The organism is Cellulomonas sp. (assembly GCF_036279715.1).
Taxonomy (GTDB): Bacteria; Actinomycetota; Actinomycetes; order Actinomycetales; family Cellulomonadaceae; genus Cellulomonas_A.
Window position 1 is genome coordinate 1 of the sequence record NZ_DASUIR010000146.1, and the last position, 24,592, is coordinate 24,592.

The following is a 24,592-nucleotide window of genomic DNA, read 5'->3' on the forward strand; positions in this document are numbered from 1 at the left end:
CTCCGCATGGGGTTCCGCCTCGTCCTGGAGGCGGAGGACGATCTCGAGGTGGTCGGCGAGGCGGCCGACGGTGCCGAGGGTGTGCGCCTCGCGGCCGAGCTCGCGCCCGACGTCGTCCTCATGGACGTCCGGATGCCCGGCGTCAACGGGATCGACGCGACCGAGCAGATCATCGCATCGGGCTCGGGAGCGCGCGTGCTCATCCTCACGACGTTCGACCTCGACGAGTACGCGTTCGCAGCGTTGCGGGCCGGCGCGAGCGGGTTCCTGCTCAAGGACGCCCGGCCCACCGAGCTCGTCGGCGCGATCCGGGCCGTCGCGACCGGTGACGCGGTCGTCTCCCCGCGCGTCACCCGCCGCATGCTCGAGATGTTCTCAGGGAGCCTTCCGGCGGCCGGCGACCCCGATCCTGGCGACCTCGACCCCCGCATCGCGCAGCTCACACCGCGCGAGGTCGAGGTGCTGCGGACGATCGCCGAAGGGCTGTCGAACGGCGAGATCGCCCAGCGATTCGTGCTCTCGGAGGCCACCGTCAAGACGCACGTCGGGCGCATCCTGGCCAAGCTCGGGGTCCGTGACCGCGTGCAGGCTGTCGTGCTCGCGTACGAGACCGGCCTCGTCGGCGGCTGAGCCGCTCAGGCGCCGGTCAGCGCCGCGAGCTGTGCTCGATCTACCAGGTGCTCGCGCCGATCTCCGCGCCGATGACGGGCAGAATGGGGTCGACGACGGCGCTGCCGGTGATCGCGAAGAAGGCCGTGAACGCGGTGGAGCAGCTCAGGCGCGGTGCACCGCTACATCAACGACAGGTCCACGGGAGGATGCTCGATGGATGAGATGGCAGCTCGCCGACCGCCTCCGCCTGGACGCCTCGACCGTGACCGCCTGGCGCGGCCCCCTTCCGGTGCCGTGCGCGGCGTCGTGGTCAGCGCCGAGCGGCTCAGCACGTCGATGGTGCGCGTCGTCGTCGGCGGTGACGGGATGCGCGCCTTCGCGCCGTCCGACCACGCCGACTCCTACGTCAAGCTCGTCTTCGTGCCACCGTCGGCGGGCCCCGCCCGCCCGCTGCTCGACGACGGTCGGGTCGACCTCGACGCGATCGCCGCCACACTGCCACCCGGCGACCAGCTGCGGCGGCGCAGCTACACCGTGCGCGCGTTCGACCCGACGACACGACGGCTCACGCTCGACCTCGTCGTGCACGGGGACGAGGGGCTCGCCGGACCGTGGGCCGACCGCGCCGCACCGGGCGACGAGGTGCTGCTCCTCGGCCCGGGTGGCGACTACTCCCCCGACCTGTCGGCCGACCACCACCTGCTCGTCGGCGACGCGAGTGCGCTCCCCGCGATCGCCGTCGCGCTCGAACGCCTCGCGGCGTCGGCACCGGGCGCGCAGGGCACAGCGGTCGTCGAGGTGCACGGGCCCGACGACGAGCTCGGGCTCACGGCTCCGGCCGGCGTGAGCATCCGCTGGGTCCACCAGGGCATCGGCGTCGCCGGCCTCGGTCTCGTCGAGGCGGTCCGCGACCTGCCGTGGCCCGACGGTCGCGTGCACGCGTTCGTGCACGGCGAGGCGGGGGCGGTCAAGGAGCTGCGGCACCTGCTGCGCGTCGAACGGGGCCTGCCTCGCGCCCAGCTGTCCATCTCCGGATACTGGCGCCTCGGGGCCGACGACGAGGGCTGGCGCGCGGCCAAGCGCGACTGGAACCGGTCGATCGAGCACGACGAGCAGGCCGCAGGACTGATCTGACCCCGGTTCGGGCGCAAGCTCCTGACACGAGGTGACCGGCTGCCGTACGGTTCGAGCTGACGCTGCTCTCGCAGCGGTCGCACCAGGACGAGGGAGGCGCCGTGCCCCGCTATCTGGGGGCCCTGCTGGAGATCGGGCTCATCGTGTTCTGCCTGATCGAGGCGATCCAGGCCGAGGACGGCCGCGTGCGCAACCTGCCCAAGTGGGCCTGGATCCTGCTCATCCTCTTCATCCCGTACGCGGGGCCGATCGCCTGGCTCGTCGCCGGTCGCCCGACCATGAGCTCCGCGGGGCGTCAGGTCCCGTGGCCGTCGACGCAGACCGCCGGCTTCCCCGAGTACGAGCGCCCCCGGCAGGTGGCGCCCGACGACGACCCGGAGTTCCTCGCGCGGCTCGCTGCCTCCGACTCCACGGACCTGAGGCTCCTCGCGCAGTGGGAGGCGGACCTCCGCGAGCGCGAGGCCAAGATGCGGAACGCCGAGGCCGAGCCGGACGACGGCACCGACACGCCGCCGCGACCGACCGGTCCCTAGGACGCGCCAGACAGCCTCGAGGGGGCGCTACTGGGGGCCGTCGCCGGCCAGGAACGACCGCAGGACGTCAGCGAGCTCGCTGCGTGGCACGCAATGGTCGAAGGAGAACGACCCGGCGAGCTCGGCCGCCTCCGGAGCTGTGACTCCCTCGAAGCACTGGGCGAACTCGTCGACCAGCGGTTCGGCGAGCAGGATGTGTCGCACGAGAAGGTTGATCCACGGTTTCGCTCCCCAGGGGAAGGGGTTGAAGCTCGGGAACTCCGTCCGGAACAGGTCCTCGATGGGGTCGAGGACCTGTCGGATCCCTTGCTCGCTGCCGCCCCAGGAGTCGGTGCCCAGCCGTCGCTTCTTCGCGAGCGCAGGCGCGATTCGCTGCAGGTACGGGCTGTCGGCAGGGGTGTGGACCAAGCCCTGCAGCCCGATGTCCTTGTAGGTCCACAGGCTCCAGCTCGCCCCGTGGTCCCGATAGATCTCGAGCTGATCCCGCAACAGGCGGTAGCAGTCGGCATCGCGCTCGGGGTCACCGGTGTAGATGGGCCCGAACTCCCCGATCCAGATCGGCGTGCCCGTGCGACGCATGAACTCTGTGCGTTGGAGGAAGGTCCGTTCGACGATGTCGCGATCGAAGTACGTACCGCGTACCTCGCCGGGGTAGCGGCTCGGGTTGGCGATGCCGGGGAGCGCGTAGTCGTGAGCGGTGTAGACGGTCTGCTCGAAGGGCTCGGTGAACATCGAGAAGTCCGTCGAGTAGCGATTGCCGTCGAGGAAGAGGATGTGACGGGCGTCCACCGCTCGGATCGCCCGCTCGAGGCGCGCGTAGAACGGGCCGATGACCTCTCCGCTCGGATCCGCGGGTTCGTTGAGCGGGTTGTAGCCGGCTACCCACGGGTTGTCGCGGTAGCGGTCGGCCAGGGCCTCCCACAGGTGGACGACGCGGTCCTGGAAGTGGGGGTGCGTCCAGAAGTGTGCCCAGTGGGAGGGGTTGTCGGAGTGCCAGTTCTGGTTCTGGTAGCCGGGTGCCGCGTGCAGGTCGAGGATCGTGTAGATGCCCCGCGAGGCGCAGAGGTCGATCACGCGGTCGAGGCGGCGGAACCCCTGCTCCTTGAGCGTGAACGGCGCCGAGTCGTCCTCGAAGTGGTGGTAGCTGAAGGGGACCCGGATGCAGTTGATGCCCAGGGAGGCGAGGTAGTCGGCGTCAGCCTCCGCGAAGAAGTCCGTGAGGAAGCGCTCGAAGAACGCATCGGCAGCGTCGGCGCCGAGCACCCGGCTCAGCGCCCGGCGCTGTTGGGACTCCGTGCCTGGATAGCCGGTGATGAAGTTCTCCATCGTCATCCAGCCGCCGAGGCCGACTCCGCGCAGGAGCACCGGCTCACCGGTGCCGTTGACGATGCGGTCGCCGAGAACTCTGAGAGCCTGCCTGTCGGTCATGGTGTCCTCCACAGGTAGGGGCTGCCGGTCTTCTGGACGATGGGGCAGGGCGCCCCCTCGCAGGTCACCCATCCGACGATGGTGGCGCCGTCGAGCCCCGGACGACGAGCGCGGTCGCGAGCTCGACGTGGTGGGACTCGATCGTCTCGCCCGCCGCGAGACGCAGCGCCGTCCGGAGCGCGACCCCGCCCATCTCCCGGAGCGACTGGCGCACGGTCGTCAGAGGAGGAGAGGCGATCCGGGCGAGCTGGGTGTCATCGAAGCCGACAACGCTGAGGTCCTGCGGGACGCGCCGACCACGAGCCCGGGCCGCCTCGATGACGCCGAGGGCGACCTCGTCACAGCCAGCGAAGATGGCTGTGGGAGGCTCGGGCAGGTCGAGCATGGCTCCGCCCATCAACACGCCGCTGTCGTAGTCGAAGCGTCCCGTCGTCACGTATCCCGGCACGACCGGCGCGCCCACCGCTTCCATGGCAGCCCGGTAGCCGTGCAGCCGGGCGTGGTTGCACGCCGCGCCCTCCGGGCCGCCGACGTAGCCGATCCGGCGGTGGCCCAGCGTCAGCAGATGCTGCGTTGCCGTCATGCCGCCGGTGAAGTTCGTCGACCCCACGCTCGTCACCCTGGCGCGCGGCATGTTCATCGGGTCGATGAGGACGAGCGGGATCCCGGCCCGGCTCAGCGCCGCGAGGTGCTCTGCCGTCAGCTCGCTCGTGACCGCGATGACCGCCCGCCGGCCGGCCGCCACGAGCGCGCGCGCCCAGACCGCCGGCCGCTCGGCCGGCTTGTTGCCCGCGCGGCCGACGTGGGTGCTGACGACGAGTGCGACGCCCGCCTGGGCGCCCGCGTCGATGACACCCTGGACGATCTCCGACGAGTACGCGCGGAGCGCGCCGTCGACCTCGACCTCGACCGTCGGTTCGACTGCAGCCCCCGCCCGCCGCGGTGCCGACATGACGTAGTCCTGCTGCTGCAGCGCTTCTTGGACGAGGGCGCGGGTCGCGCTCGCGACGTCCCGACGCCCGTTGAGCACCTTGCTGACGGTCGCGATGGACACGCCTGCCGAGGCAGCAACCGTCGCCAGGGTTGCCCGCCGCTGCTTGGGCGGTGCGGCGTCCACGGTGTCGATCCCCATCCGCGCTACGCCGACACGGCCACGGCGGCGATGTCCACCGGAGTCACGAGACGGCGGTCGTGCCCGACGGTCCGCAGCGGCCCGGTGAGCCGGAACACGCCGCGGCAGGGCAGGTCGGAGGCCGATGTGCCGACGAGAACCTCGACGTCACCGGGCTCGACGACGCGCGTCAGGTCGCGACCTGTGAACGCCGTCCGATCGGCGTGGACGTGGAACACCACGTCCACCGCCGCACCCGGCTCGAGCGTGACGCGCGCGTAGCCGACGAGCTGCTTGACCGGACGCGTGACCTGGGCGAGGACGTCGTGCAGGTAGAGCTGGACCACCTCATCGCCGGCCCGGGCACCGGAGTTCGTCAGACGGACCGCCACCGTGACCTCGCCGTCCGTCGGGATCTCGGCGTCGCTGATCCGCAGGTCGCCCAGCGTGAAGGTCGTGTACGAGCGCCCGTGGCCGAAGGCGAACAGCGGCGTCGGATCGAGGTTGCTGATGCCGGCGCTCTCGGCACTCGCGAGCGGCGGCTGGAGGTACGTGCTCGGTTGCCCTCCGGCCTTCCTCGGGATCTGCACGGGTAGCTTGCCACCGGGCTGGACCCGGCCGGAGAGGACACCCGCGACCGCCGGCCCTCCCTCCTCACCGGGCATGAAGGCCTGGACGAGGCCTGCGGCCCGGCCGTGAACCTCGCCGAGCGCGTACGGACGTCCGGAGACGACCACGACCACCACCGGCGTGCCCGTCGCCAGGAGCTCCGCGACGAGGTCCGCCTGCACACCGGGCAGTCGGAGGTCCTCGGCGTCGCAGCCCTCGCCCGAGGTGCCGAGCCCGAACAGTCCGGCGAGGTCGCCGACGAACGCCACGCAGAGGTCTGCATCGCCGGCCGCGGCCACCGCTGCTGCGAAGCCGGACCTGTCGGATCCTTGCACCGCACACCCGCGCTCGTGGATCACCTCGACGTCCGGGAGCTCGGCCCGCAGTGCGTCGACACCCGACTGCACCCCCACGCCGAGGCCGCGGCCCGGGTAGCGGGGCAGCACGTGGTTGGGGAAGGCATAGCAGCCCATGAAGGTCCGCGGGTCGTCCGCGCACGGACCGACGACCGCGATCCGACGAAGCGCCGGTCGACCGTCGCCCAGCAGCGGCAGCGCGGTCCCGGCGTCGAGGAGGACGACGGATCGTTCGGCCATCTCGCGGGCGAGCGCCCGGTTGGAGGGCGAGTCGAGGTCGGTCGCCGCAGCGGCGGACACGGAGGCCTCGGGGGTCCACTGCGGGTCGAGCAGGCCGAGCTCGATCTTCTGCTGCAGGAGCCGTCGGGCGGCACGGTCGACGAGCTCCTCCGAGATCTCTCCGCGCCGTACCCGCTCGACCAGGTGCTGCCCGAAGCCGAGCGTGTCAGGCAGCTCGACGTCGAGGCCTGCGCGCAACGCGAGGACGCCGGCCTCCTCGGCGTCCGGAGCCAGCCGGTGCATCGTCGCCAGGAAGGGGATCGCCCAGTAGTCGGAGACGACCGTCCCGGTGAAGCCCCATCCGTCGCGCAGCACCTCGGTGAGCAGCCACGGGTCTGCTCCGGCGGGGACCCCGTCGACGTCGGAGTAGGAGTTCATCACCGAGCGCGCACCGGCCAGGGCGACGGCCGTCTCGAAGGTCGGCAAGATGATGTCGAGCAGCTCGCGTCGTCCCATGGAGACCGGCGCGTGGTTGCGCGCGGCGCGCGATGCCGAGTAGCCGGCGAAGTGTTTCAGGGTGGCGATGACGCCTGCGCTCTGCAGGCCCCGGACGTAGGCGGCGCCGAGCGTGGCGACCAGATACGGGTCCTCGCCCATGGTCTCCTCGACGCGCCCCCAGCGGTAGTCACGCACGACGTCGAGCACCGGGGAGAGCCCCTGGTGCACACCGACAGCGGCCATGTCGCGGCCGATCGCGGCCGCCATCCGCTCGACGAGGTCGGCGTCGAACGTCGCGCCCCAGGCGATCGCCGCGGGATAGACGGTTGCCCCGAACGCGGTGAACCCGGTGAGGCACTCCTCGTGGACGAGCGCCGGGATACCGAGACGCGAACCCGCCAGGACGACGCGGTGCTGGCGCACGAGCTCCGCGGCACCCTCGGCGACGGTCATCGGGTAGCTGCCGAACACGCGAGTCAGGTGGCCGAGCCCGTGGGTGCTCGCCTCCTCGAGCGACATCGTGCCCGCCGCGGCGAAGACGTCCTGCAGAGGAGCGACGTTGAAGGTGGTCTCCGACTCACCCGCCGGGCTCGGCTCGGTGGAGGGCTCGGGCTCCATGTCGTTGCCGACCCACCGGCTGCCGAGCTGTCCGACCTTCTCCTCGAGAGTCATCTCGGTGAGGAGACGCTCGACCCGGTCGGCGACGGACCGCGTCGTGTCGCGCCAAGGGGCTGTCATTCCCGCGCCGGCAGGGATCGGGACGGTCGTCATGAGCGCTCCTTGATCATCACCACGGCTGGACGGAGTCGCGAAGAGTATCGGTCCTCAACCGATACCGTATCGCAACGTTTCCGAGACCGAGGTGTCCGGACGGAAGGAGATTCACAGAACTTTGCGGCACAAGTCGTGCCTGGCGGCCGAAACTCTCCCACCCATTGACACTCGGAACTTCGAAAACTACGGTGCGGTTTACGAGCCCCACAGGCTCGCAGGCTTGAGCCCTTGTGCCTCGGCACCGCCGCGGCCCTTCGAGTTCGGAGATCAACGTGGATCCCGTCATGACTTCCCGGCGAGCCTTTCTCCAGATCGCCCTCGCCGCTGGTGCCGGAGTCGGCCTGGCCGCCTGCAGTGGCACCTCCGGACCGCAGGCGAGTGGTTCGACTGCCGGCGGTGGGGGCGTCGCTTCAGGCACCGCCAGCTACTGGTACCTCACAGGTGCGCCGGGTGAGGGCATCCGCACCGACACCGTCAAGCGCTTCAACGAGGCGAACCCCAAGACCCAGATCACGGGGACGACGTTCCAGAACGACGCCTACAAGACCAAGATCAAGACGGCGATCGGCGCCGGGCAGGCGCCGACGCTCATCTGGGGCTGGGGCGGTGGCGGGCTGAAGAGCTACGTCGACGCGAACCAGGTGGAGGACCTCACCGACTGGTTCGCGCAGAACTCGGCCGTCAAGGACCGCCTGTTCCCGTCATCGTTCGGTGCGGCCACGGTCGGCGGCAAGATCTACGCGATGCCGTGCGAGACGGTCCAGCCGATCGTGCTCTTCTACAACAAGACCAGCTTCGAGGCGATCGGCGCCCAGCCACCGAAGACGTGGGCCGACATCATGGACCTGGTGCCGAAGTTCAACGCGAAGGGCATCGCGCCGTTCTCCCTCGGTGGTCAGTCTCGCTGGACCAACATGATGTGGCTCGAGTTCCTGTTCGACCGCATCGGGGGCCCCGGGGTCTTCCAGGCAGTGTTTGACGGCAAGAAGGACGCCTGGTCGGACCCGTCCTCCATCCTGGCCCTCACCGAGATGCAGAAGCTGATCTCGGCAGACGGCTTCATCAAGGGCTTCTCCTCGATCACTGCGGACTCCAACGCCGACCAGGCACTGCTCTACACCGGCAAGGCCGCGATGATGCTCCACGGTTCATGGACCTACGGCAGCATGGCCACCGACGGCGGCGACTTCGTCTCCGGCGGCCACCTCGGCTACATGAACTTCCCGACCTACGACGGCGGCAAGGGTGACCCCACCGACACCGTCGGCAACCCGGGCCAGTACCTCTCGATCTCCTCGAAGGCCACGGCTGACGAGAAGGCGATCGCCAAGAACTTCCTCGCCACGGCGGTTCTCTCCGATGCTGAGGTGAAGGAGTGGATCGACGCCGGTGCCGTCCCCATCGTCAAGGGCTCCGACAGCCTGCTGGCAGGCTCGAAGGACGCCGACTGGCTCAAGTTCGTCTACGGCGTGGCCAGCGGTGCCAAGGTCTTCGCCCAGTCCTGGGACCAGGCGATGAGTCCCACAGCCGCTGAGTCGCTGCTCGACAACATCTCCAAGCTGTTCCAGCTGTCGATCACGCCCCAGCAGTTCGCTGACAACATGAATAAGGTCATCGGCACGTGACCACCGCGGTGCAGCGGGCTTCGCGGACCCCCGGCACGTCGCACGCCGGGGGGACCGGAACGGTCACGTGGATGGCCCTGCCGGCGCTGTTCTTCTTCATCGCGTTCGGGGTGCTCCCCCTGTTCGGTGTGCTGGGTCTGAGCTTCACCCAGTGGGACGGGATCGGTGAGATCCACCCTGCCGGCTTCGACAGCTGGCAGAAGGTCCTCACCGATCCAGGCCTCCCGCACGCCCTCCAGGTGACGTTCCTGGTGATGGTGCTGTCCTGGGCCGTCCAGACACCGGCGAGCATCCTGATCGGAACGTTCCTTGCCAGTCAGATTCGCTACCGTGCGGTGCTCGCCGTGCTCTACTTCATTCCGCTGCTGCTGAGCTCGGCCGCGATCGCCGTTGCCTACAAGGCGCTGCTCGACCCCAACTTCGGCCTCGGGGCCGGACTGCACCTCGGCCTTCTCTCGCAGGACTGGCTGGGCCAGGACAAGCTCGCCGTCGCGGCCGTCATCTTCATCGTGTCCTGGCAGTTCATCCCGTTCCACTCACTCATCTACCAAGGTGGGGTGCGGCAGATCCCGCGCACCATGTACGAGGCCGCGGAGATCGACGGTGCCGGACGCGTCCGCATGTTCTGGAGCATCACCCTGCCGCAGCTGAAGTACACGATCATCGCGTCCTCGACGCTCATGGTCGTCGGGTCGCTGACGTTCTTCGACCTGATCTTCGTGCTGACCGCGGGCGGCCCAGGGGACGCCACTCGCGTGCTCGCCCTCGCGATGTACAAGATGGGCTTCCAGGCCAACCTGATGGGGCCGGCCAGCGCCATCGCGGTCATCCTCGTCCTTGTCGGACTCGCACTGGCGCTCCTGCTGCGCCGGATCGGCGGCGGCGGAGCTTCCGACAGCCAGCTCGAAGGTGCCTGACGTGGCAACGACAGTGACGACCGACATCGGTCAGACCCCCCAGGTCCGGCCGCCCCGTTCGCGGCGTGGCCGCGGTGGTCGCCGCCCCAACGTGCTGGGCGGGCTGGCCGGCTGGATCTGGCTCGTGATCGTGCTGGTGCCGATCTACTGGATCGTCATCACGAGCTTCAAGACGCAGGCCAACTACTACGCGATGAACCCGCTCCAGCCGCCACCCTCCCCGACGTTGCACAACTACCAGCTCGTCATCCAGTCGGACTTCGTGCAGTACTTCGTCAACAGCGTGATCGTGACAGCGGGTTCGATCATCCCGGCTGTCCTCATCTCCTTCATGGCCGCGTTCGCCATCGTCCGCAGCCGCAGCCGGTTCCTGAGGTCGGTCAACGGACTCTTCCTCATGGGACTCGCGATCCCGCTGCAGGCGACCATCATCCCGGTCTACCTGATCATCATTCGGCTGAAGCTGTACGACAGCCTCCTCGCGATCATCTTGCCGTCGATCGCCTTCGCCATCCCGTTGTCGGTGCTGGTCCTGTCGAACTTCATCCGCGACGTGCCGAAGGAGCTCTTCGAGTCGATGCGCGTCGACGGGGCCGACGAGTGGACGACGCTGTGGCGCCTCGCGTTCCCGCTGACGCGACCGGCGCTGGTCACCGTGTCCATCTACAACGGCCTCGCGGTCTGGAACGGCTTCTTGCTGCCGCTGATCCTCACCCAGAGCCCGAGCAAGCGCACTCTCCCGCTCGCGTTGTGGACGTTCCAGGGTCAGTACGGGGTCAACGTTCCCGCCGTCCTCGCCTCGGTCGTCCTGACGACCCTGCCGATCCTCATCCTGTACGCCGTCGGTCGTCGCCAGCTTCTCAGCGGGCTGACGGCGGGCTTCAGCAAGTGAGCCGATCGCGGATTCGCCCGGCGCGGCGATCGGAACGTCTGGGTAGCTGAGAGGGCTACGCGTGGGGTGCCCCCGGCGGGGTTCGAACCCGCGCTGGACCGGTTTTAAGCCGGTTGCCTCTGCCGGTTGGGCTACGGGGGCCGTGCCCATCTTGCCAGGGCTCACCTCACCCCGTCACGGGCGGCGCCGACTCCTCGACGGGCCGGGGCGCCGGCGGCACCGCGGCCGCGCGGAACTCCGCCCGCGGGTCGTGCAGCGTGCCGAGCGCGACGACCTCGCGGCGCAGGAGCAGCGCGGCGGTCCAGCCCGCCATGATGCGGATCTTCCGGTTCGGGGTCGGCATCGCGAACACGTGGTACGTGCGGTGCAGCACCCAGGCGAGGAACCCGCGCACCTTGAACCGACCGAACATCTGCGCGACGCCCTTGTACATGCCGAGGGACGCGACCGCGCCGACGTTGCGGTGCCTGTAGTCGGTCGGGGCGTCGCTCCGCAGCACCCGCGCGAGGTTGTCTGCCAGGTGCTTGGCCTCACGGATGGCGTGCTGGGCGTTCGGCGGGCAGAACGAGCCGGGGTTGTACAGGTCAGGAACTGCGGCGCAGTCGCCCGCCGCGTACGCGTCGGGCACGACGACGCCGGCGCCGGTCACGACCTGGAGCGTCGCGAGGCAGGTCACGCGGCCCTGCGTGTCGAGCGGCAGGTCGGAGCTCGCGAGGACCGGGTTGGCCTTGACGCCCGCGGTCCACACGATGGTCTCGGAGTCGAACTCGGTCCCGTCGGACAGCACGACGTGCCCGTCGACGCACGAGCTGAGGAACGTCGACAGGTAGATGTCGATGTCGCGCTTGCGCAGCTCGTCGAGCGTGTACTGGCCGAGCTCGGCACTGACCTCGGGAAGGATGCGCGACGAACCCTCGACGAGCACGAACCGCAGCTCCGACTGCTCGATCCCGCCGTAGTACCGGACCGCCGCGCGCGCCATGTCCTCGACCTCGGCGATCGCCTCGACGCCCGCGAAGCCGCCACCGACGAACGTGAAGGTGAGCATCCGCTTGCGCAGGTCCGGATCCCAGGTGCTCGCGGCCCGGTCGATCCGGCCGAGGACCTGGTTGCGGACCGCGATGGCCTCCTCGACGTTCTTGAAGCCGATCGCGACCTCGGCGAGCCCGGGGATGGGCAGCGTGCGGGCGACCGAGCCGAGGCCGACGATCAGGTGGTCATACGTCACCCAGTACGAGTCGCCCTCCTCGGGCGTCACCTGGACGGTGCGCTCGGCGTGGCGGATCTCGGTGACCTTGCCCTGCAGCACGTCGACGTCCTTGAGCGCCCGGCGCAGCGGTGCGACGACGTGGCGGGGGTCGATCGACCCGGCCGCCGCCTCGGGCAGGAACGGTGCATAGGTCATGTAGGCCCGCGGGTCGACGATGACGATCGCCGCCTCGCGCTTGCCGAGCCGCCGACGGAGCCGGTGGGCCGCGTACAGACCGACGCTGCCACCGCCGAGCACGATGATGCGGGGGACCTTGCGGGGCTTGCCCGGCGGCGCGGACGCGGTCACCGTACGGCGAGGCGAGGGCGCGGCGGCGGCCGGGTCGACGACGGGGTCGGCTGCTGAGTCAGGCATGCCTTCACGGTAACCGGGCGAACCGGACGCGGCGATGGGGCGGCGCGTGACGGTCAGCACACGCGGCGGTCAGCGACGTGATGCCGCCGCTCATCCGACCGGCGGGACCGCATTCGCCTCGATGACGCTGCGGTACCACCCAGCACTGTCCTTCGCCGTGCGCTCCTGGGTGGCGAAGTCCACGTGCACGAGCCCCCACCGCTGGGTGTACCCGCGCGCCCACTCGAAGTTGTCCAGCAGCGACCACTCGTAGTAGCCGCGCAGGTCGACGCCGTCGTCGATCGCGCGCGCCGCCTGCTGCAGGTGGGTGCGCAGGTACTCGCGCCGCTCGACGTCCGCCAGGGTGCCGGCCGCGCCACGATCGGGGATGCCGTTCTCGGTGACGACGAGCGGGATCGCGGGGTACTCGTCGCGGATGCGCGTGAGCGTCTCGTAGAACCCCTCCGCGTGGACCTGCTGCCAGGACGCGTCCGACGTCGGGTACATCTCGACGTTCCCCCCCGAGCGGTCCACCGCGGTCACGCCGTAGTACTGCACCCCGAGGTGGTCGCACGGCGCGGAGATCGTCGCGAGGTCCCCGTCGTGCACGGCCGACTCGAGCGTCTCCGGGTCCGCGCGTAGCTGGCCCGCCCGGCTGCCGATCGCGTCCGTCGGGTACTCCCCGCGGAGCACGGGGTCGAGGAACAGCCGGTTCTCGACGGCGTCGGCCCTCGTGGCGGCCGCCTCTGCTCCGATCGTCGCGTACACGGGCTGCAGGTTGAGCGCGATGCCGATGCCCGCGTCGGAATCGGCCGCCCGGCGAGCACGGAACGCCTGGACCGCGAGGCCGTGCGCGAGAAGCTGGTGGTGGACCGCGCGCACCGCGGCCTCGGGGTCGGTCAGTCCAGGGGCGTGCGAGCCGTAGAGGTACCCGACGTACGCGGTCGTCTTCGGCTCGTTGATCGTGAACCAGTCCGCCGGTCGGTCCCCCAGTGCGTCGAAGAGGATCGCGGCGTAGTCCGAGAACCGGGCGGCCGTGTCGCGCGCGGGCCAGCCGCCGGCATCCTGCAGCGGCTGCGGCAGGTCCCAGTGGTACAGGGTGATGGCCGGGTGGATGGCGCGCTCGAGCAGTCCGTCGACGAGGTTCTTGTAGAAGTCGAGCCCGCGAGGGTTGACGGCCCCCGAACCCGTCGGCTGCACGCGCGGCCACGCGACCGAGAACCGGTACGCCCCCAGCCCGAGGGTCGACATCAGCTCGAGGTCCGACCTCCAGCGGCGGTAGTGGTCGGCGGCCGGGTCGCCGGTCGCGCCGCCGTCGATCGTGCCGGGCAGCGCCGCGAACGTGTCCCAGATCGAGGGACCCCGCCCGTCGGCCCGCGTGGAGCCCTCGACCTGGAAGGCCGACGTCGCGGCACCCCAGCGGAAGCCGTCCGGGAAGGCCATCGGCTCGGCGGGCGGCGCCCAGGTCGCGGTCGCCCCCGCGCCTCCGGTGACCGACCTGCCGGACGTGCCCGCCGGCACAGGCGTCCGCGATGTGCACGCCGCGACGAGCGCGAGCCCCGACGCCCCCAGGACCCACCCGCCGGTCCGCAGCAGTGTGCGTCGGTCAAGGGCGACGCCGAACGGGTTCGCAGCGCGCGGGGCATCGCCACCGGCAGGCTGTGCGTGGTGTGACATCAGTCGGCCCAGTCCAGCTGGTGCGCGGGCACGCCTACGCTCGCGCCGTACGCGACGACCTCGCAGCGAGCCCCCGCGTCGCCGCGGCAGTACCGGAAGACGCGGCTCGCGAACACGACCACGTGATCGTCGCCGACCCTGAAGTCCGCATACCAGCCGCCCTCGGCGAGCAGCGCTCCCTTGAGCGCCTCGGCGAGCGGCACCGCTTGCTCGTCCTCGGCCTCGAACTCGACGAATGTCCAGACACCCGGTTGGGTCGAGAGCGCGCTCGCCGACACGTCCACGCGACTCAACCGCGTCACCCGCAGGCCAGGCACGATCAGCTCTGCCCCGACCCGCAGGCTCTCGGCCAGGAGTGCTCCCTTCAGCATGGCTGCAGCGTAGGGCCGAGCACCGACACCATCCGCGCGTCCTGCCACGCTCAGCGCTCGGCCGCGCTCCAGGCGATGCCGTCGAGGATGTCGTGCTCGGACGTCACGACCTCGGTCAGCTCGCCGCCCGCCGCCGCGACCGCGGCACGCACGCGCGCCACGACGTCGTGCCACACGAGTGCGCCCGCACCGATGACGTCGACCCGGCCGGGGTGCATGAACCCGAGCGCAGCGCGTTCGGCATGCGTGCGGCCCAGCAGGTCGTCGCACGCGGCGAGCACCGCGTCGATCGGCTGGACGGCGCCGTCGATGCGCGCAGGGTCGTAGGCGGCCAGGCCGAGGACGTGCGCCGTGACGGTCGTGACGGTCCCCGCGAGCCCCACCAGCGTCGCGGCCCGACCCAGCGGGACGACCCGCGCTGCCGCATCCAAGGCGGCGGCGACGTCGGCGTGCGCCGCGGCGATCTCGTAGGGCGTCGGAGGGTCGGAGAGCAGGTGTCGTTCGGTCATCCGGACGCAGCCGACGTCCATCGAGTACGCGGCCTCGGGAGTGGCTGTACCGAGCACGAGCTCGGTCGACCCCCCACCCAGGTCCACGACCAGGAACGGTCCGGCGTGCTCGGCGCCCAGCACCCGCGTCGCGCCGCGGAAGGAGAGCGCGGCCTCCTCGTCTCCGCCGATCACCTCGGGCTCGACCCCGAGCGCGTCGCGCACCCCGTCGACGAAGTCCTGGCGGTTCTCGGCGTCGCGCGACGCGCTCGTCGCGACGAACCTGATCTTCTCGACCCCGAGGTCCGCGCAGATCGCGGCGTACCGACGCGCGGCATCCAGGGTCCGCTCGAGGGCCTCGGGGGCGATCCGACCGGTCCGGTCCACGCCCTGCCCGAGCCGCACGACCTCCATGCGCCGGTCAAGATCCGTGAGCACGCCGCGCTCGAGGTCGATGTCGGCGACGAGCAGCCGGATCGAGTTGGTCCCGCAGTCGATCCCTGCCACCCGAGTCATCCGGACATCCTCGCTGCTCACCTGTGGCGATGTCATATCCGGCCGGCCCGACGCCGGACAGCCGCCGGCGGCCCCCTCGGCGAGGGTCAGCACGTGCAGCGGGTCGGCGCCCAGACCGGCGCCAGCTCGGCGAGCACGAGGTCGCCGACCGGGTTGACGCCGGGACCTGCCGCGAGCGCGTGACCGACGAGGACGTGCAGGCACTTGACCCGCGTCGGCATCCCGCCCGCGGAGACCCCGGCGATCTCCTCGACGTGCCCGAGCTTCTCACGATCGGCGAGGTACGCCTCGTGGGCCAGGCGGTAGGCCGCCGCGAGCTCGGGGTCCTCCGCGAGCCGCGCCGTGAGCTCCTTCATCAGGCCGCCCGCCTCGAGCGTGCTCACGGCGGCGACGGCGGGTGGGCAGGTCAGGTAGTACGTCGTGGGGAACGGTGTGCCGTCGTCGAGACGCGGCGCTGTCCGCACGACGAGTGGACGGCCGCACACGCATCGAGCGGCGATCCCGACGACGCCGCGTGGCAACCGTCCGAGCTGCTCGGCCAGGACCTCGAGGTCGCGATCGGTCACCGTCGCGGAGTCGGTCGCGCGGCTCGCCTCGGTGCGCGAGTCGGCGCGCGCCTCGATGAGCGAGTCGGTGGGCGCGTCGACGCGTGCGCCGGTCGTCCCGGGGGTGTCGGTCACAGCTGGTCCGTTCAGGTCGAGCGTCAGGGAGCGGTGGGCCCGCCCGCGGGCGCGCTCGAACCGTCCGTGGGGGCCGTGCCATTCTCCCCCGACGTGACGGCGTCGTTCGACGTGCCCCCCGCGACCAGCACCGAGCCCCAGATCACCTGGTACCAGGGCTCTGTCGTGTTCGCGGCGCCCAGGGCAGCTCCTGACGCCGCAGCCGCCGCCGACGACGACGACGCTGCCGGGACGTCGGGCACGGACCCCGGGTCCTGGACGCGGTATGCCGTCTCCCCCGGCAGGACGAATGCGAGCCGCTCGCGCGCCTGCGCCACGACGTACGCCGGGTCGTCCCACCGCTTGAGCTTGTTCGTCAGGTCGTCGTTGCCGGCCCGTGCGACCGCGACCTGGGCGGCGAGCTGGCGCAGCTCCTCGCGCTGCTGCAGGTAGGACCGCAGCGTCGGGAACACGAGGACGAAGGCGAGCAGCGTCACGACGCCCATCACCATGACGCGCACCGTGAACAGCCGCGGGATGCGCACCTGCACGGTCTCGGCGCGGGGCACCCCACGGCTCGGCGTGGACGCGGACGGGCCGCGCGACGACGGCCGGGACGCTGCCGGACGGGTCGCTGCGGATGCCCGTGCGGGACGGGCTGCTGCCGCGCGGGGAGCCGCCGGTCGCGCTGACGTCGCACGCCCTGTCGACGCCCGTGGCGCAGCGGCGCGAGGAGCCGTCGGTCGCCCCGCCGCTCCGTCCCGGTCACCGGCGACCGGCGTCCGGCCCGCGACCGACCCCGACCCGGCACGCGGGTCTGCCGGGCGGCGGGACGGGGACATGGCTCGATTGTGCCTTCCACAGCCCGCGTGCCGGGCCGGGCACGCCGAAGGCCGGCTTCCCGAAGGCCGGCCACCCTGACCCCGGGCACGCCGAAGGCCGGCGACCCACTCGGGTCACCGGCCTCCGGTCCGTGCGATCGGGACGCTCACGCGTCCGGCGACTGCCGGTACTGCTGTCTCAGCGCTTCTTCCACCGCGGGAAGGCGCTCGCACCGGCGTAACGGCCGGCGTCGTCCAGCTCCTCCTCGATGCGGAGCAGCTGGTTGTACTTGTTGATCCGCTCGCCGCGCGCCGGGGCGCCCGTCTTGATCTGACCGCCGTTGATGGCCACGGACAGGTCCGCGATCGTCGTGTCCTCGGTCTCACCCGAACGGTGCGAGACCATCGCGGTGTAGCCGTTGCGCTGCGCGAGCGTCACGGCGTCGAGGGTCTCGGTCAGCGTGCCGATCTGGTTCAGCTTGACGAGCAGCGAGTTCGCCGACTTGAGCTCGATGCCCTTGGCCAGGCGGATCGGGTTCGTGACGAACAGGTCGTCGCCGACGATCTGGACCTTGTCGCCGACCTCGGCGACAAGACGGGTCCAGGCGCTCCACTCGTCCTCGGACAGCGGGTCCTCGATGGAGACCAGCGGGTAGTCGGCGACGAGCTGCGCGTAGTACGCGATGAGCTCGTCGGTCGACGTGGCCTTGCCCTCGAACTGGTAGGCACCGTCCTTGAAGAACTCCGTGGCCGCGACGTCGAGCGCGAGCCCGACGTCCTTGCCCGGGGTGAAGCCGGCCTTCTCGATCGCGACGAGGATCAGGTCCAGCGCCGCGCGGTTGCTCGACAGGTTGGGGGCGAAGCCGCCCTCGTCGCCGAGACCGGTGCTCAGGCCCTGGGCCTTGAGCACGGACTTCAGGGAGTGGTAGACCTCGGCGCCGGTACGCAGCGCCTCACGGAACGACGTGGCGCCGATCGGGGCGACCATGAACTCCTGGATGTCGACGTTGGAGTCGGCGTGCGACCCACCGTTGAGGATGTTCATCATCGGGACGGGCAGGACGTGCGCGTTCGGTCCGCCGATGTAGCGGAAGAGCGGCAGGTCGACCGAGTCGGCTGCGGCCTTCGCGACCGCGAGCGAGACGCCGAGGATCGCGTTGGCGCCGAGCTTGCCCTTGTTGGGGGTCGCGTCGAGCTCGATCAGCGCCTGGTCGACGAGCCGCTGCTCGGTCGCCTCGAAGCCGATGAGCTCGGGGGCGATCTCGTCGATGACGGCGTTGACCGCGTCCTCGACGCCCTTGCCCAGGTAGCGGGACTTGTCGCCGTCACGACGCTCGACGGCTTCGAATGCTCCGGTCGACGCGCCCGAGGGGACGGCCGCGCGGGCGATGGTGCCGTCGTCGAGTGCTACCTCGACCTCGACAGTGGGGTTGCCGCGAGAATCCAAGATCTCGCGGGCGCCGACGGCCTCGATGCTGGCCATGGTGCTCCTTCGACAGGCGGGTGGGTTTGCGTCCTCAGCCTAACCGTGTGCGGATGAGGACGTGGTGGGACCTTTGGCAGAGGACGTCAGCCGACGTAGGACTTGACCCCGGCGAGGATCTGCGCGAGGCCCTTCTTGGCGTCCGCGAGGAACATCCCGGTCTTCGGGTCGCCGTACAGCTCGTTGTCCAGACCGGCGTAGCCGTGGCCCAGCGAGCGCTTGATCACGATGATCGAGCGCGCATGGTCGACGTCGAGGATCGGCATCCCCGAGATCGCGTTGCCGGGCCGGCGGGCCGCCGGGTTCGTCACGTCGTTCGCGCCCACGACGAGGGCGACGTCGGCCGTGTCGAACTCCGGGTTGACCTCGTCCATCTCCTTGAGCTGGTCGTACGGCACGTCGGCCTCCGCGAGGAGCACGTTCATGTGCCCCGGCATACGGCCGGCGACCGGGTGGATCGCGTAGTAGACGGTGATCCCACGGTCGGTGAGCAGCTTGCCGAGCTCACCGCACTCGCGCTGCGCCTGAGCGGCCGCGAGGCCGTACCCGGGCACGATGATGACCTTCTGGGCGTAGGCGAGCTGGATGGCGACGTCGTCCGCGCTGACCTTGCGGACCTCGACCCCGGCCATCGCGTTGCTCGCACCGGCGTCTGCCGCGCTCGTGTCCCCGGTGCCGAAGCCGCCGACCATGATCGACATGACCGAGCGGTTCATGGCCTCGGCCATCTGCTGGGTCAGGATCGTTCCGGAGGCACCGACGAGGGCGCCCGCGATGATCATGATCTGGTTGTCGACGACGAAGCCGGCCATCGCGACCGCGAGGCCCGTGAACGCGTTGAGCAACGAGACCACGACGGGCATGTCCGCGCCGCCGATCGGCAGCACCATGAGGACGCCGAACGCGAGAGCTGCGACGACGACGAGCCACAGCAGCCACGCGCTCGGGTTCGCGACGACGACGACACCACCGACGACCGCGACGGCGGCCGCGACGATGCTCGCCAGGCGCGATCCCGCGAAGGTGATCGGCGCGCCGGAGACCCAGCCCTGGAGCTTGCCCGCAGCGATGAGCGAGCCGGAGAACGTCACCGAGCCGATGATCACGTCGAGCACGACGGGCACCGAGACGCCGGCGGTCAGGGCACCGTCGGCGTTCAGCCGCACGAAGTCCACGACCGCCACGACTGCGGCCGCGCCGCCGCCGACCGCGTTGAACAGCGAGACGAGCTGCGGGATCGCCGTCATCTTGACGCGACGCGCGCCGATCATCCCGCCGGCCGACCCGGCGAGCGTGCCCACCACCAGGGCGACCGCAGCGATCGGGATGATGCGCCCGTGACCCTCGCCCGCGAGGATGAGCACGACGGTCGCAACGACGGCGCACGCCATCCCGGAGGCCGAGAGCAGGTTGCCGCGGCGGGCGGTGACGGGCGAACGCATGAAGTGCAGCCCGAGCACGAACGTCACGGCTGCGAGCAGGTAGACGACCCGGATGACCGTGTCGAGCAGGGGAAGGGTGTCGCCGCTCATCGCACGTCTCCGTCGTGGGTCGCCGCAGCAGGAGCGGCCACGGGGGCCGGCTTCGGCTTGGTCCTGAACATCTCGAGCATCCGGTCGGTGACCACGTAGCCGCCGACGACGTTCATCGCAGCGAAGGCCGCCGCGACGAAGGTCAGGACGTACGCGGCGGGGGTGTCGGCGACGGCGGCGATGAGGATCGCGCCGACGAGGACGACGCCGTGGATCGAGTTGGCGCCCGACATCATCGGCGTGTGCAGCGTCGCGGGGATCTTGCTGATGACCTCGAACCCGACGAGCAGAGCGAGGACGAACAGAGCCAGGTTGCTGAGCAGCTGGGCGCTCATCTCACTCCCCTTCCGGAAGGGTCTCGGGTGCGGCGTCCGTTGCGGCGACTTCCGCCGCGGCGGGGCGCACCCACACCGCGTCGACGACCTCGTCGGTCGGGTCGAGGTCCACGGCACCGTCCTTCACGACGGCCGTCAGGAGCGCCGCGACGTTGCGTGCATAGGCAGCCGAGGCGCCGGTAGGCATCTGTGCGGGCAGGTTGCCCGCGCCGATCACCGTGACGCCGTTGGCGGTGACGATGCGCTCGCCGGGGACCGAACCGTCGACGTTGCCGCCGAGCGTGCTGGCACCGAGGTCGACGACCACAGAGCCCGGAGCCATCCCGGCCAGGGTCTCGGCCGTCACGAGGACCGGCGGGCGAGCGCCCGGCACCTGGGCGGTCGTGATGACGATGTCGAACGCGCGCATCTTCAGCGAGAGCTCGGCCTGCTGGGCAGCCTGCTCGTCGGGCGTCAGCGCACGGGCGTAGCCGCCCTCCGAGGCGACGTTGACCGTGGTCGCCAGGAAGCTCGCGCCGAGTGACGTGACCTCCTCGCGCGCCGCCTCGCGGACGTCGTAGCCGGTGACCTGCGCACCGAGCCGGCGCGCGGTGCCGATGGCCTGCAGACCCGCGACGCCCGCGCCGAGCACGAGCACCTTCGCGGGCCGTGCCGTACCGGCTGCGGTGATCATCATCGGGAAGTAGCGGGCGAACGCCTCAGCCGCGACGATCGCGGCGCGATAGCCGGCCACCGACGCCTGCGAGCTGAGCGCGTCCATCGTCTGGGCGCGCGAGAGGGTACGCGGCAGGAGGTCGAGCGAGAGGACGACGACACCGCGCGCCACGAGCTCGTCGAGCCCGGCGCGTCCCGTGCCGCGGGCGTCGAGCAGGCCGACGAGCACCTGCCCGGGACGCAGACGCGCCAGGATCTCCGGTTCGGGTCGGCAGACCGCCAGGAGCACGTCCGCGGCGTCCAGCACAGACTCGAGGGCGTCGGTCTTCGCTCCGGCGGCGACGTACTCGTCGTCCGGGTGGAAGGCACCCGCTCCGGCTCCGGCCTCGATCAGCACCTCGAACCCGCCTGCGACGAGTCGCGTGACGGTGTCGGGGACGAGTGCGACGCGTCTCTCCCCGTGCCCTCTCTCGGTGAGCGCTGCAACCGTCAGTGTGGCCGTCATCGGTCCTCGCTTCCTCGCTCGGTCCTCGGAGCAGCCGTCGGCTCTCCAGGTGTCATGGTGACGACGTCGACAGGTCGAATTGCCGGACCTTGGTCCCGAGAGACCTCCTCAGCCGCGCGCACGTCGATCTCGACGGCTCGGACGGCATGTCGCAGCGCCGACTCGGCATCGACACCGACCAGGTCGGCCGCCGCCACGAGCTCGAGCAGCCGTCGGCCGACCTCGGCCTCGGTCCACGCCTCGACCCCTGCGCCGTGGGCGCCGTCCGTGCCGTGCGACCGCAGCGGCAGTGCCACCTGCGCCAGGTCGCCACCGGCCGGGATGCCGGCCCGGCGTGCCCGCGCGAGCACCTTCTGCCCCCGCGCGAGCGCCCCCTGGGCGGCCGGGATGCCATCGAGCACCGACTCGCGCTGCTTCTCGCGGCCCTTGATCCGGTCCCACTGCACGTGCAGGTCCTCGAGGTCGACGCCCGCCGCGGACCCGCCGCCGGCCCCGACCGCAGGAGCGGCCCGGTCGAAGACGTGCGGGTGCCGGCGCACGAGCTTCGCGGTGATCTCGCGGGCCACGTCGTCGAGGTCGAACGGGTCGGTCGGGGAGTCCTGGGCGATCCGCGCGTGGAACACGACTTGCAGGAGCAGGTCGCCGAGCTCCTCGCGCATCGCTGCACTGTCGCCCGACTCGATCGCCTCGGCGACCTCGTACGCCTCCTCGAGCGCGTACGGCACGAGCGAGGCGTGGGTCTGGCGGGCGTCCCACGGGCACCCGCCGGGCGAGCGCAGGCGGTCCATGACCTCGACGAGGGCCTGGACGCCCTCGCCGGAGATGGTGGTGCCCGGGCTCAACCGGCCGTCGGTGCGACGAGCCACGGGTGGACCGTGTCGGTGATCGTGGCGCCGTCGGCGAGCGTCCCGAACCGCGGGCTGACCTCGATCTTCTGCGCCGCGAGCCGGGTCTGCAGCTGCGGGAGGAGCGCGTCCGCGCTCGAGAGCCCCTGGAGCGCCTTCGTCTCCATGAGGTAGCGCTCGACGGCGAGCGACGGGGCCGAGTAGGTGCGCTCGCCGACCGCGGGGAGCTGGGCCCCGATGCCCGAGAGCGCGTCGGCCGCCTGCTGGTCGTTCACGCCGACACCGTGCTCGGACGCGAACGCCGCGACAGCGCGCTCGTGGATGAGGACCTGCAGCACCGCCGTGGCGGTCACGCCCTGGTACAGCGGCGCAAGCTCGGTCGTCGCGGTCTGCACGTCGGCCACCGAGATGGCCTGCCCGTCCACGACCGCTGCGGCACCGGGCTGCCCCGAGCACCCGCTCAGCGCAGCGACCGCCACGATCCCGCCGACGACGAGCGCACGCACTCGACCCTGCCTACCTGTACGCCACCGCACCACCGACACCTGCGACCTCCCGCGTCATCGCCTCGAGCACTGCGCCCCATCGTAGGCGTACCGCTCACCGGTTCCCGGCGCGCGAACCGGCGCGCGCACCCGTGCCGACCTGCGCGGCGGCCGACACGTCGCCGAGGACGACGGCGTCGATCAGCTGACGCGCCCAGGCGAGGAGCTGCGCACCGTGCAGGGCCGTGCCGCCGATGCGTGCGGTGGTCGGGAACGGCACGAGCATCGTGCGGATCGCGGGCTTGAGGACGGTGCCCGGGTAGAGCCGCTTGAGCCGCAGCTGGGCCGACTCGGGCAGGTCGACCGGCGCGAACCGCACGAACTTGCCCTGGGCCGTCACGTCGGTGAGCCCGGCCGAGCGGACGTGGATCCGGAACTCGGCGACCTCGAACAGGTTCGACACCGCGTCCGGCACCGGGCCGTACCGGTCGACGAGCTCGGCGTGGACCTCCCGGAGCACCGCGGCGTCGGGGGCCGCCGCGATCTTCCGGTACGCCTCGAGGCGCAGCCGCTCGTGCGCGATGTAGTCGTGCGGCAGGTGCGCGTCGACGGGCAGCTCGATCGTGACGTCGGGCAGCTCCTCGGGCGTCTCGCCACGGAAGTTGAGCACGGCCTCGCCGACCATCCGGATGTAGAGGTCGAACCCGACCCCCTCGATGTGACCCGACTGCTCGCCACCCAGCAGGTTGCCCGCGCCGCGGATCTCGAGGTCCTTCATCGCGATCGCCATGCCCGCGCCGAGGTCGGTGTTGGCGGCCATCGTCGCGAGCCGGTCGTGCGCGGTCTCGGTCAGCGGCCGCTCGGGCGGGTAGAGGAAGTACGCGTACGCGCGCTCGCGACCGCGACCCACGCGTCCGCGCAGCTGGTGCAGCTGGGACAGTCCCAGGAGGTCGGCGCGCTCGAGGATGAGGGTGTTGGCGTTGGAGATGTCGAGGCCCGTCTCGACGATCGTCGTGCAGACGAGCACGTCGAACCTCTTCTCCCAGAAGTCCCCGATGACGCGCTCGAGCTGGTGCTCGGGCATCTTGCCGTGGCCGACGGCGATCCGTGCCTCCGGGACGAGCTCCGCGAGCCGGCCCGCGACGCGCTCGATCGACTCGACCCGGTTGTGCACGTAGAACACCTGGCCCTCGCGCAGCAGCTCGCGCCGGATGGCCGCGGTGATCTGCCGCTCCTCGTACGGCCCGACGAACGTGAGCACCGGGTGGCGCTCCTCGGGCGGCGTCGCGAGCGTCGACATCTCGCGGATGCCTGTCACCGCCATCTCGAGCGTGCGCGGGATGGGCGTCGCGCTCATCGCGAGCACGTCGACATTGGTCCGCAACGCCTTGAGCGTCTCCTTGTGCTCGACGCCGAACCGCTGCTCCTCGTCGATCACCACGAGGCCGAGGTCCTTGAAGTGCACGTCCCCGGTGATGAGTCGGTGCGTTCCGATGACGACGTCGATGCTGCCGTCCGCGAGACCCGCCGCGACCTCCTTGCTCTCGGCCGGGGACTGGAACCGCGAGAGCGCCTTGACGGTCACCGGGAACGCCGCGTAGCGGTCGCTGAACGTGTCGAGGTGCTGCTGCACGAGCAGCGTCGTGGGCACGAGCACCGCGACCTGCTTGCCGTCCTGGACGGCCTTGAACGCCGCGCGGATCGCGATCTCGGTCTTGCCGTACCCGACGTCACCGGAGATGAGCCGGTCCATCGGGACCGTCTTCTCCATGTCCGCCTTGACCTCCTCGATCGTGGCGAGCTGGTCGGGGGTCTCGACGTACGCGAACGCGTCCTCGAGCTCGCGCTGCCACGGGGTGTCGGGGCCGAACGCGTGCCCGGCCGTGGCCATCCGCGCCGAGTACAGCTGG

Annotated in this window: 22 protein-coding genes and 1 tRNA gene; 6 read left to right on the plus strand and 17 right to left on the minus strand. The window is 71.0% G+C overall.

Going from position 1 to position 24,592, the window contains the following annotated elements:
- From VFW79_RS13675 to VFW79_RS13685, 3 genes are all read left to right on the plus strand, one after another.
- A partial coding sequence (locus tag VFW79_RS13675) for a response regulator transcription factor (RefSeq protein ID WP_329677845.1) occupies positions 1-630 on the plus strand: 630 nt, incomplete at its 5' end.
- 195 nt (positions 631-825) lie between these two features.
- A complete protein-coding gene (locus tag VFW79_RS13680; protein ID WP_329677846.1) occupies positions 826-1,746 on the plus strand; it encodes a siderophore-interacting protein in 921 nt (306 codons plus the stop codon).
- Positions 1,747-1,847: 101 nt separating this feature from the next.
- The gene (locus VFW79_RS13685; RefSeq protein WP_329677847.1) at positions 1,848-2,279 is read left to right on the plus strand and encodes a PLD nuclease N-terminal domain-containing protein; all 432 of its coding nucleotides are present in this window, start codon (positions 1,848-1,850) and stop codon (positions 2,277-2,279) included.
- A 27-nt stretch (positions 2,280-2,306) separates the two neighbouring features.
- Here the strand turns inward: VFW79_RS13685 and VFW79_RS13690 are convergent, their stop codons facing one another.
- The 3 genes from VFW79_RS13690 to VFW79_RS13700 form a co-directional block, all read right to left on the minus strand.
- Entirely contained in the window at positions 2,307-3,707 is a 1,401-nt protein-coding gene (locus VFW79_RS13690; RefSeq protein ID WP_329677848.1) for a glycoside hydrolase family 5 protein, read from the minus strand.
- Positions 3,708-3,771: 64 nt separating this feature from the next.
- Positions 3,772-4,839 carry a LacI family DNA-binding transcriptional regulator gene (locus VFW79_RS13695; protein WP_329677849.1) on the minus strand — a complete coding sequence of 356 codons (1,068 nt, stop codon included), beginning with the start codon at positions 4,837-4,839 and terminating at the stop codon, positions 3,772-3,774.
- Between the two features lie 5 nt (positions 4,840-4,844).
- Positions 4,845-7,271, minus strand: coding sequence for a glycoside hydrolase family 3 N-terminal domain-containing protein (locus VFW79_RS13700; protein WP_329677850.1), 2,427 nt, complete (start codon positions 7,269-7,271; stop codon positions 4,845-4,847).
- A 287-nt stretch (positions 7,272-7,558) separates the two neighbouring features.
- Between VFW79_RS13700 and VFW79_RS13705 the strand changes: the two genes are divergently transcribed.
- From VFW79_RS13705 to VFW79_RS13715, 3 genes are read left to right on the plus strand one after another with little or no spacing between them, the layout of a single operon-like run.
- Positions 7,559-8,899 (plus strand): extracellular solute-binding protein, encoded by a 1,341-nt coding sequence (locus VFW79_RS13705; RefSeq protein WP_329677851.1) that lies wholly within the window; start codon positions 7,559-7,561, stop codon positions 8,897-8,899.
- Positions 8,896-9,816 carry a carbohydrate ABC transporter permease gene (locus tag VFW79_RS13710; RefSeq protein WP_414647981.1) on the plus strand — a complete coding sequence of 307 codons (921 nt, stop codon included), beginning with the start codon at positions 8,896-8,898 and terminating at the stop codon, positions 9,814-9,816. Before VFW79_RS13705 ends, VFW79_RS13710 begins: the two co-directional genes overlap by 4 nt.
- 25 nt (positions 9,817-9,841) lie before the next feature.
- Complete coding sequence (locus tag VFW79_RS13715) at positions 9,842-10,708, plus strand: carbohydrate ABC transporter permease (RefSeq protein WP_329677864.1); 867 nt, start codon at positions 9,842-9,844, stop codon at positions 10,706-10,708.
- 67 nt (positions 10,709-10,775) lie between these two features.
- On the opposite strand, the gene VFW79_RS13720 is transcribed toward VFW79_RS13715, so the two are convergent.
- The 14 genes from VFW79_RS13720 to mfd all read right to left on the minus strand — a co-directional run.
- A tRNA-Leu gene (locus tag VFW79_RS13720) sits at positions 10,776-10,849 on the minus strand.
- Between the two features lie 25 nt (positions 10,850-10,874).
- Positions 10,875-12,332 carry an NAD(P)/FAD-dependent oxidoreductase gene (locus VFW79_RS13725; protein ID WP_329677852.1) on the minus strand — a complete coding sequence of 486 codons (1,458 nt, stop codon included), beginning with the start codon at positions 12,330-12,332 and terminating at the stop codon, positions 10,875-10,877.
- 90 nt (positions 12,333-12,422) lie between these two features.
- Positions 12,423-13,988 carry a GH1 family beta-glucosidase gene (locus VFW79_RS13730; protein WP_329677853.1) on the minus strand — a complete coding sequence of 522 codons (1,566 nt, stop codon included), beginning with the start codon at positions 13,986-13,988 and terminating at the stop codon, positions 12,423-12,425.
- On the minus strand, positions 13,988-14,359 hold the full coding sequence (locus VFW79_RS13735; protein WP_329677854.1) for a hypothetical protein: 372 nt from the start codon (positions 14,357-14,359) through the stop codon (positions 13,988-13,990). Before VFW79_RS13735 ends, VFW79_RS13730 begins: the two co-directional genes overlap by 1 nt.
- A gap of 50 nt (positions 14,360-14,409) precedes the next feature.
- The gene (locus VFW79_RS13740; protein ID WP_329677855.1) at positions 14,410-15,363 is read right to left on the minus strand and encodes a Ppx/GppA phosphatase family protein; all 954 of its coding nucleotides are present in this window, start codon (positions 15,361-15,363) and stop codon (positions 14,410-14,412) included.
- 86 nt (positions 15,364-15,449) lie between these two features.
- Complete coding sequence (locus VFW79_RS13745) at positions 15,450-15,929, minus strand: DUF501 domain-containing protein (protein ID WP_329677865.1); 480 nt, start codon at positions 15,927-15,929, stop codon at positions 15,450-15,452.
- 137 nt (positions 15,930-16,066) lie between these two features.
- A complete protein-coding gene (locus VFW79_RS13750) occupies positions 16,067-16,591 on the minus strand; it encodes a septum formation initiator family protein (protein ID WP_329677856.1) in 525 nt (174 codons plus the stop codon).
- 451 nt (positions 16,592-17,042) lie between these two features.
- Positions 17,043-18,326 carry a phosphopyruvate hydratase gene (gene eno / locus VFW79_RS13755; protein WP_329677857.1) on the minus strand — a complete coding sequence of 428 codons (1,284 nt, stop codon included), beginning with the start codon at positions 18,324-18,326 and terminating at the stop codon, positions 17,043-17,045.
- 86 nt (positions 18,327-18,412) lie between these two features.
- Positions 18,413-19,858 (minus strand): NAD(P)(+) transhydrogenase (Re/Si-specific) subunit beta, encoded by a 1,446-nt coding sequence (locus tag VFW79_RS13760; protein WP_329677858.1) that lies wholly within the window; start codon positions 19,856-19,858, stop codon positions 18,413-18,415.
- The gene (locus VFW79_RS13765) at positions 19,855-20,193 is read right to left on the minus strand and encodes an NAD(P) transhydrogenase subunit alpha (RefSeq protein ID WP_291799211.1); all 339 of its coding nucleotides are present in this window, start codon (positions 20,191-20,193) and stop codon (positions 19,855-19,857) included. Before VFW79_RS13765 ends, VFW79_RS13760 begins: the two co-directional genes overlap by 4 nt.
- Position 20,194: 1 nt before the next feature.
- The gene (locus VFW79_RS13770; RefSeq protein ID WP_329677859.1) at positions 20,195-21,352 is read right to left on the minus strand and encodes an NAD(P) transhydrogenase subunit alpha; all 1,158 of its coding nucleotides are present in this window, start codon (positions 21,350-21,352) and stop codon (positions 20,195-20,197) included.
- The gene (locus VFW79_RS13775) at positions 21,349-22,218 is read right to left on the minus strand and encodes a MazG family protein (RefSeq protein WP_329677860.1); all 870 of its coding nucleotides are present in this window, start codon (positions 22,216-22,218) and stop codon (positions 21,349-21,351) included. The genes VFW79_RS13770 and VFW79_RS13775 overlap by 4 nt, the downstream gene beginning before the upstream one ends.
- The gene (locus VFW79_RS13780) at positions 22,191-22,703 is read right to left on the minus strand and encodes a hypothetical protein (protein ID WP_329677861.1); all 513 of its coding nucleotides are present in this window, start codon (positions 22,701-22,703) and stop codon (positions 22,191-22,193) included. The genes VFW79_RS13775 and VFW79_RS13780 overlap by 28 nt, the downstream gene beginning before the upstream one ends.
- A gap of 94 nt (positions 22,704-22,797) precedes the next feature.
- Positions 22,798-24,592 (minus strand): transcription-repair coupling factor (mfd, locus tag VFW79_RS13785; protein ID WP_329677862.1); only part of this gene is annotated, 1,795 nt, incomplete at its 5' end.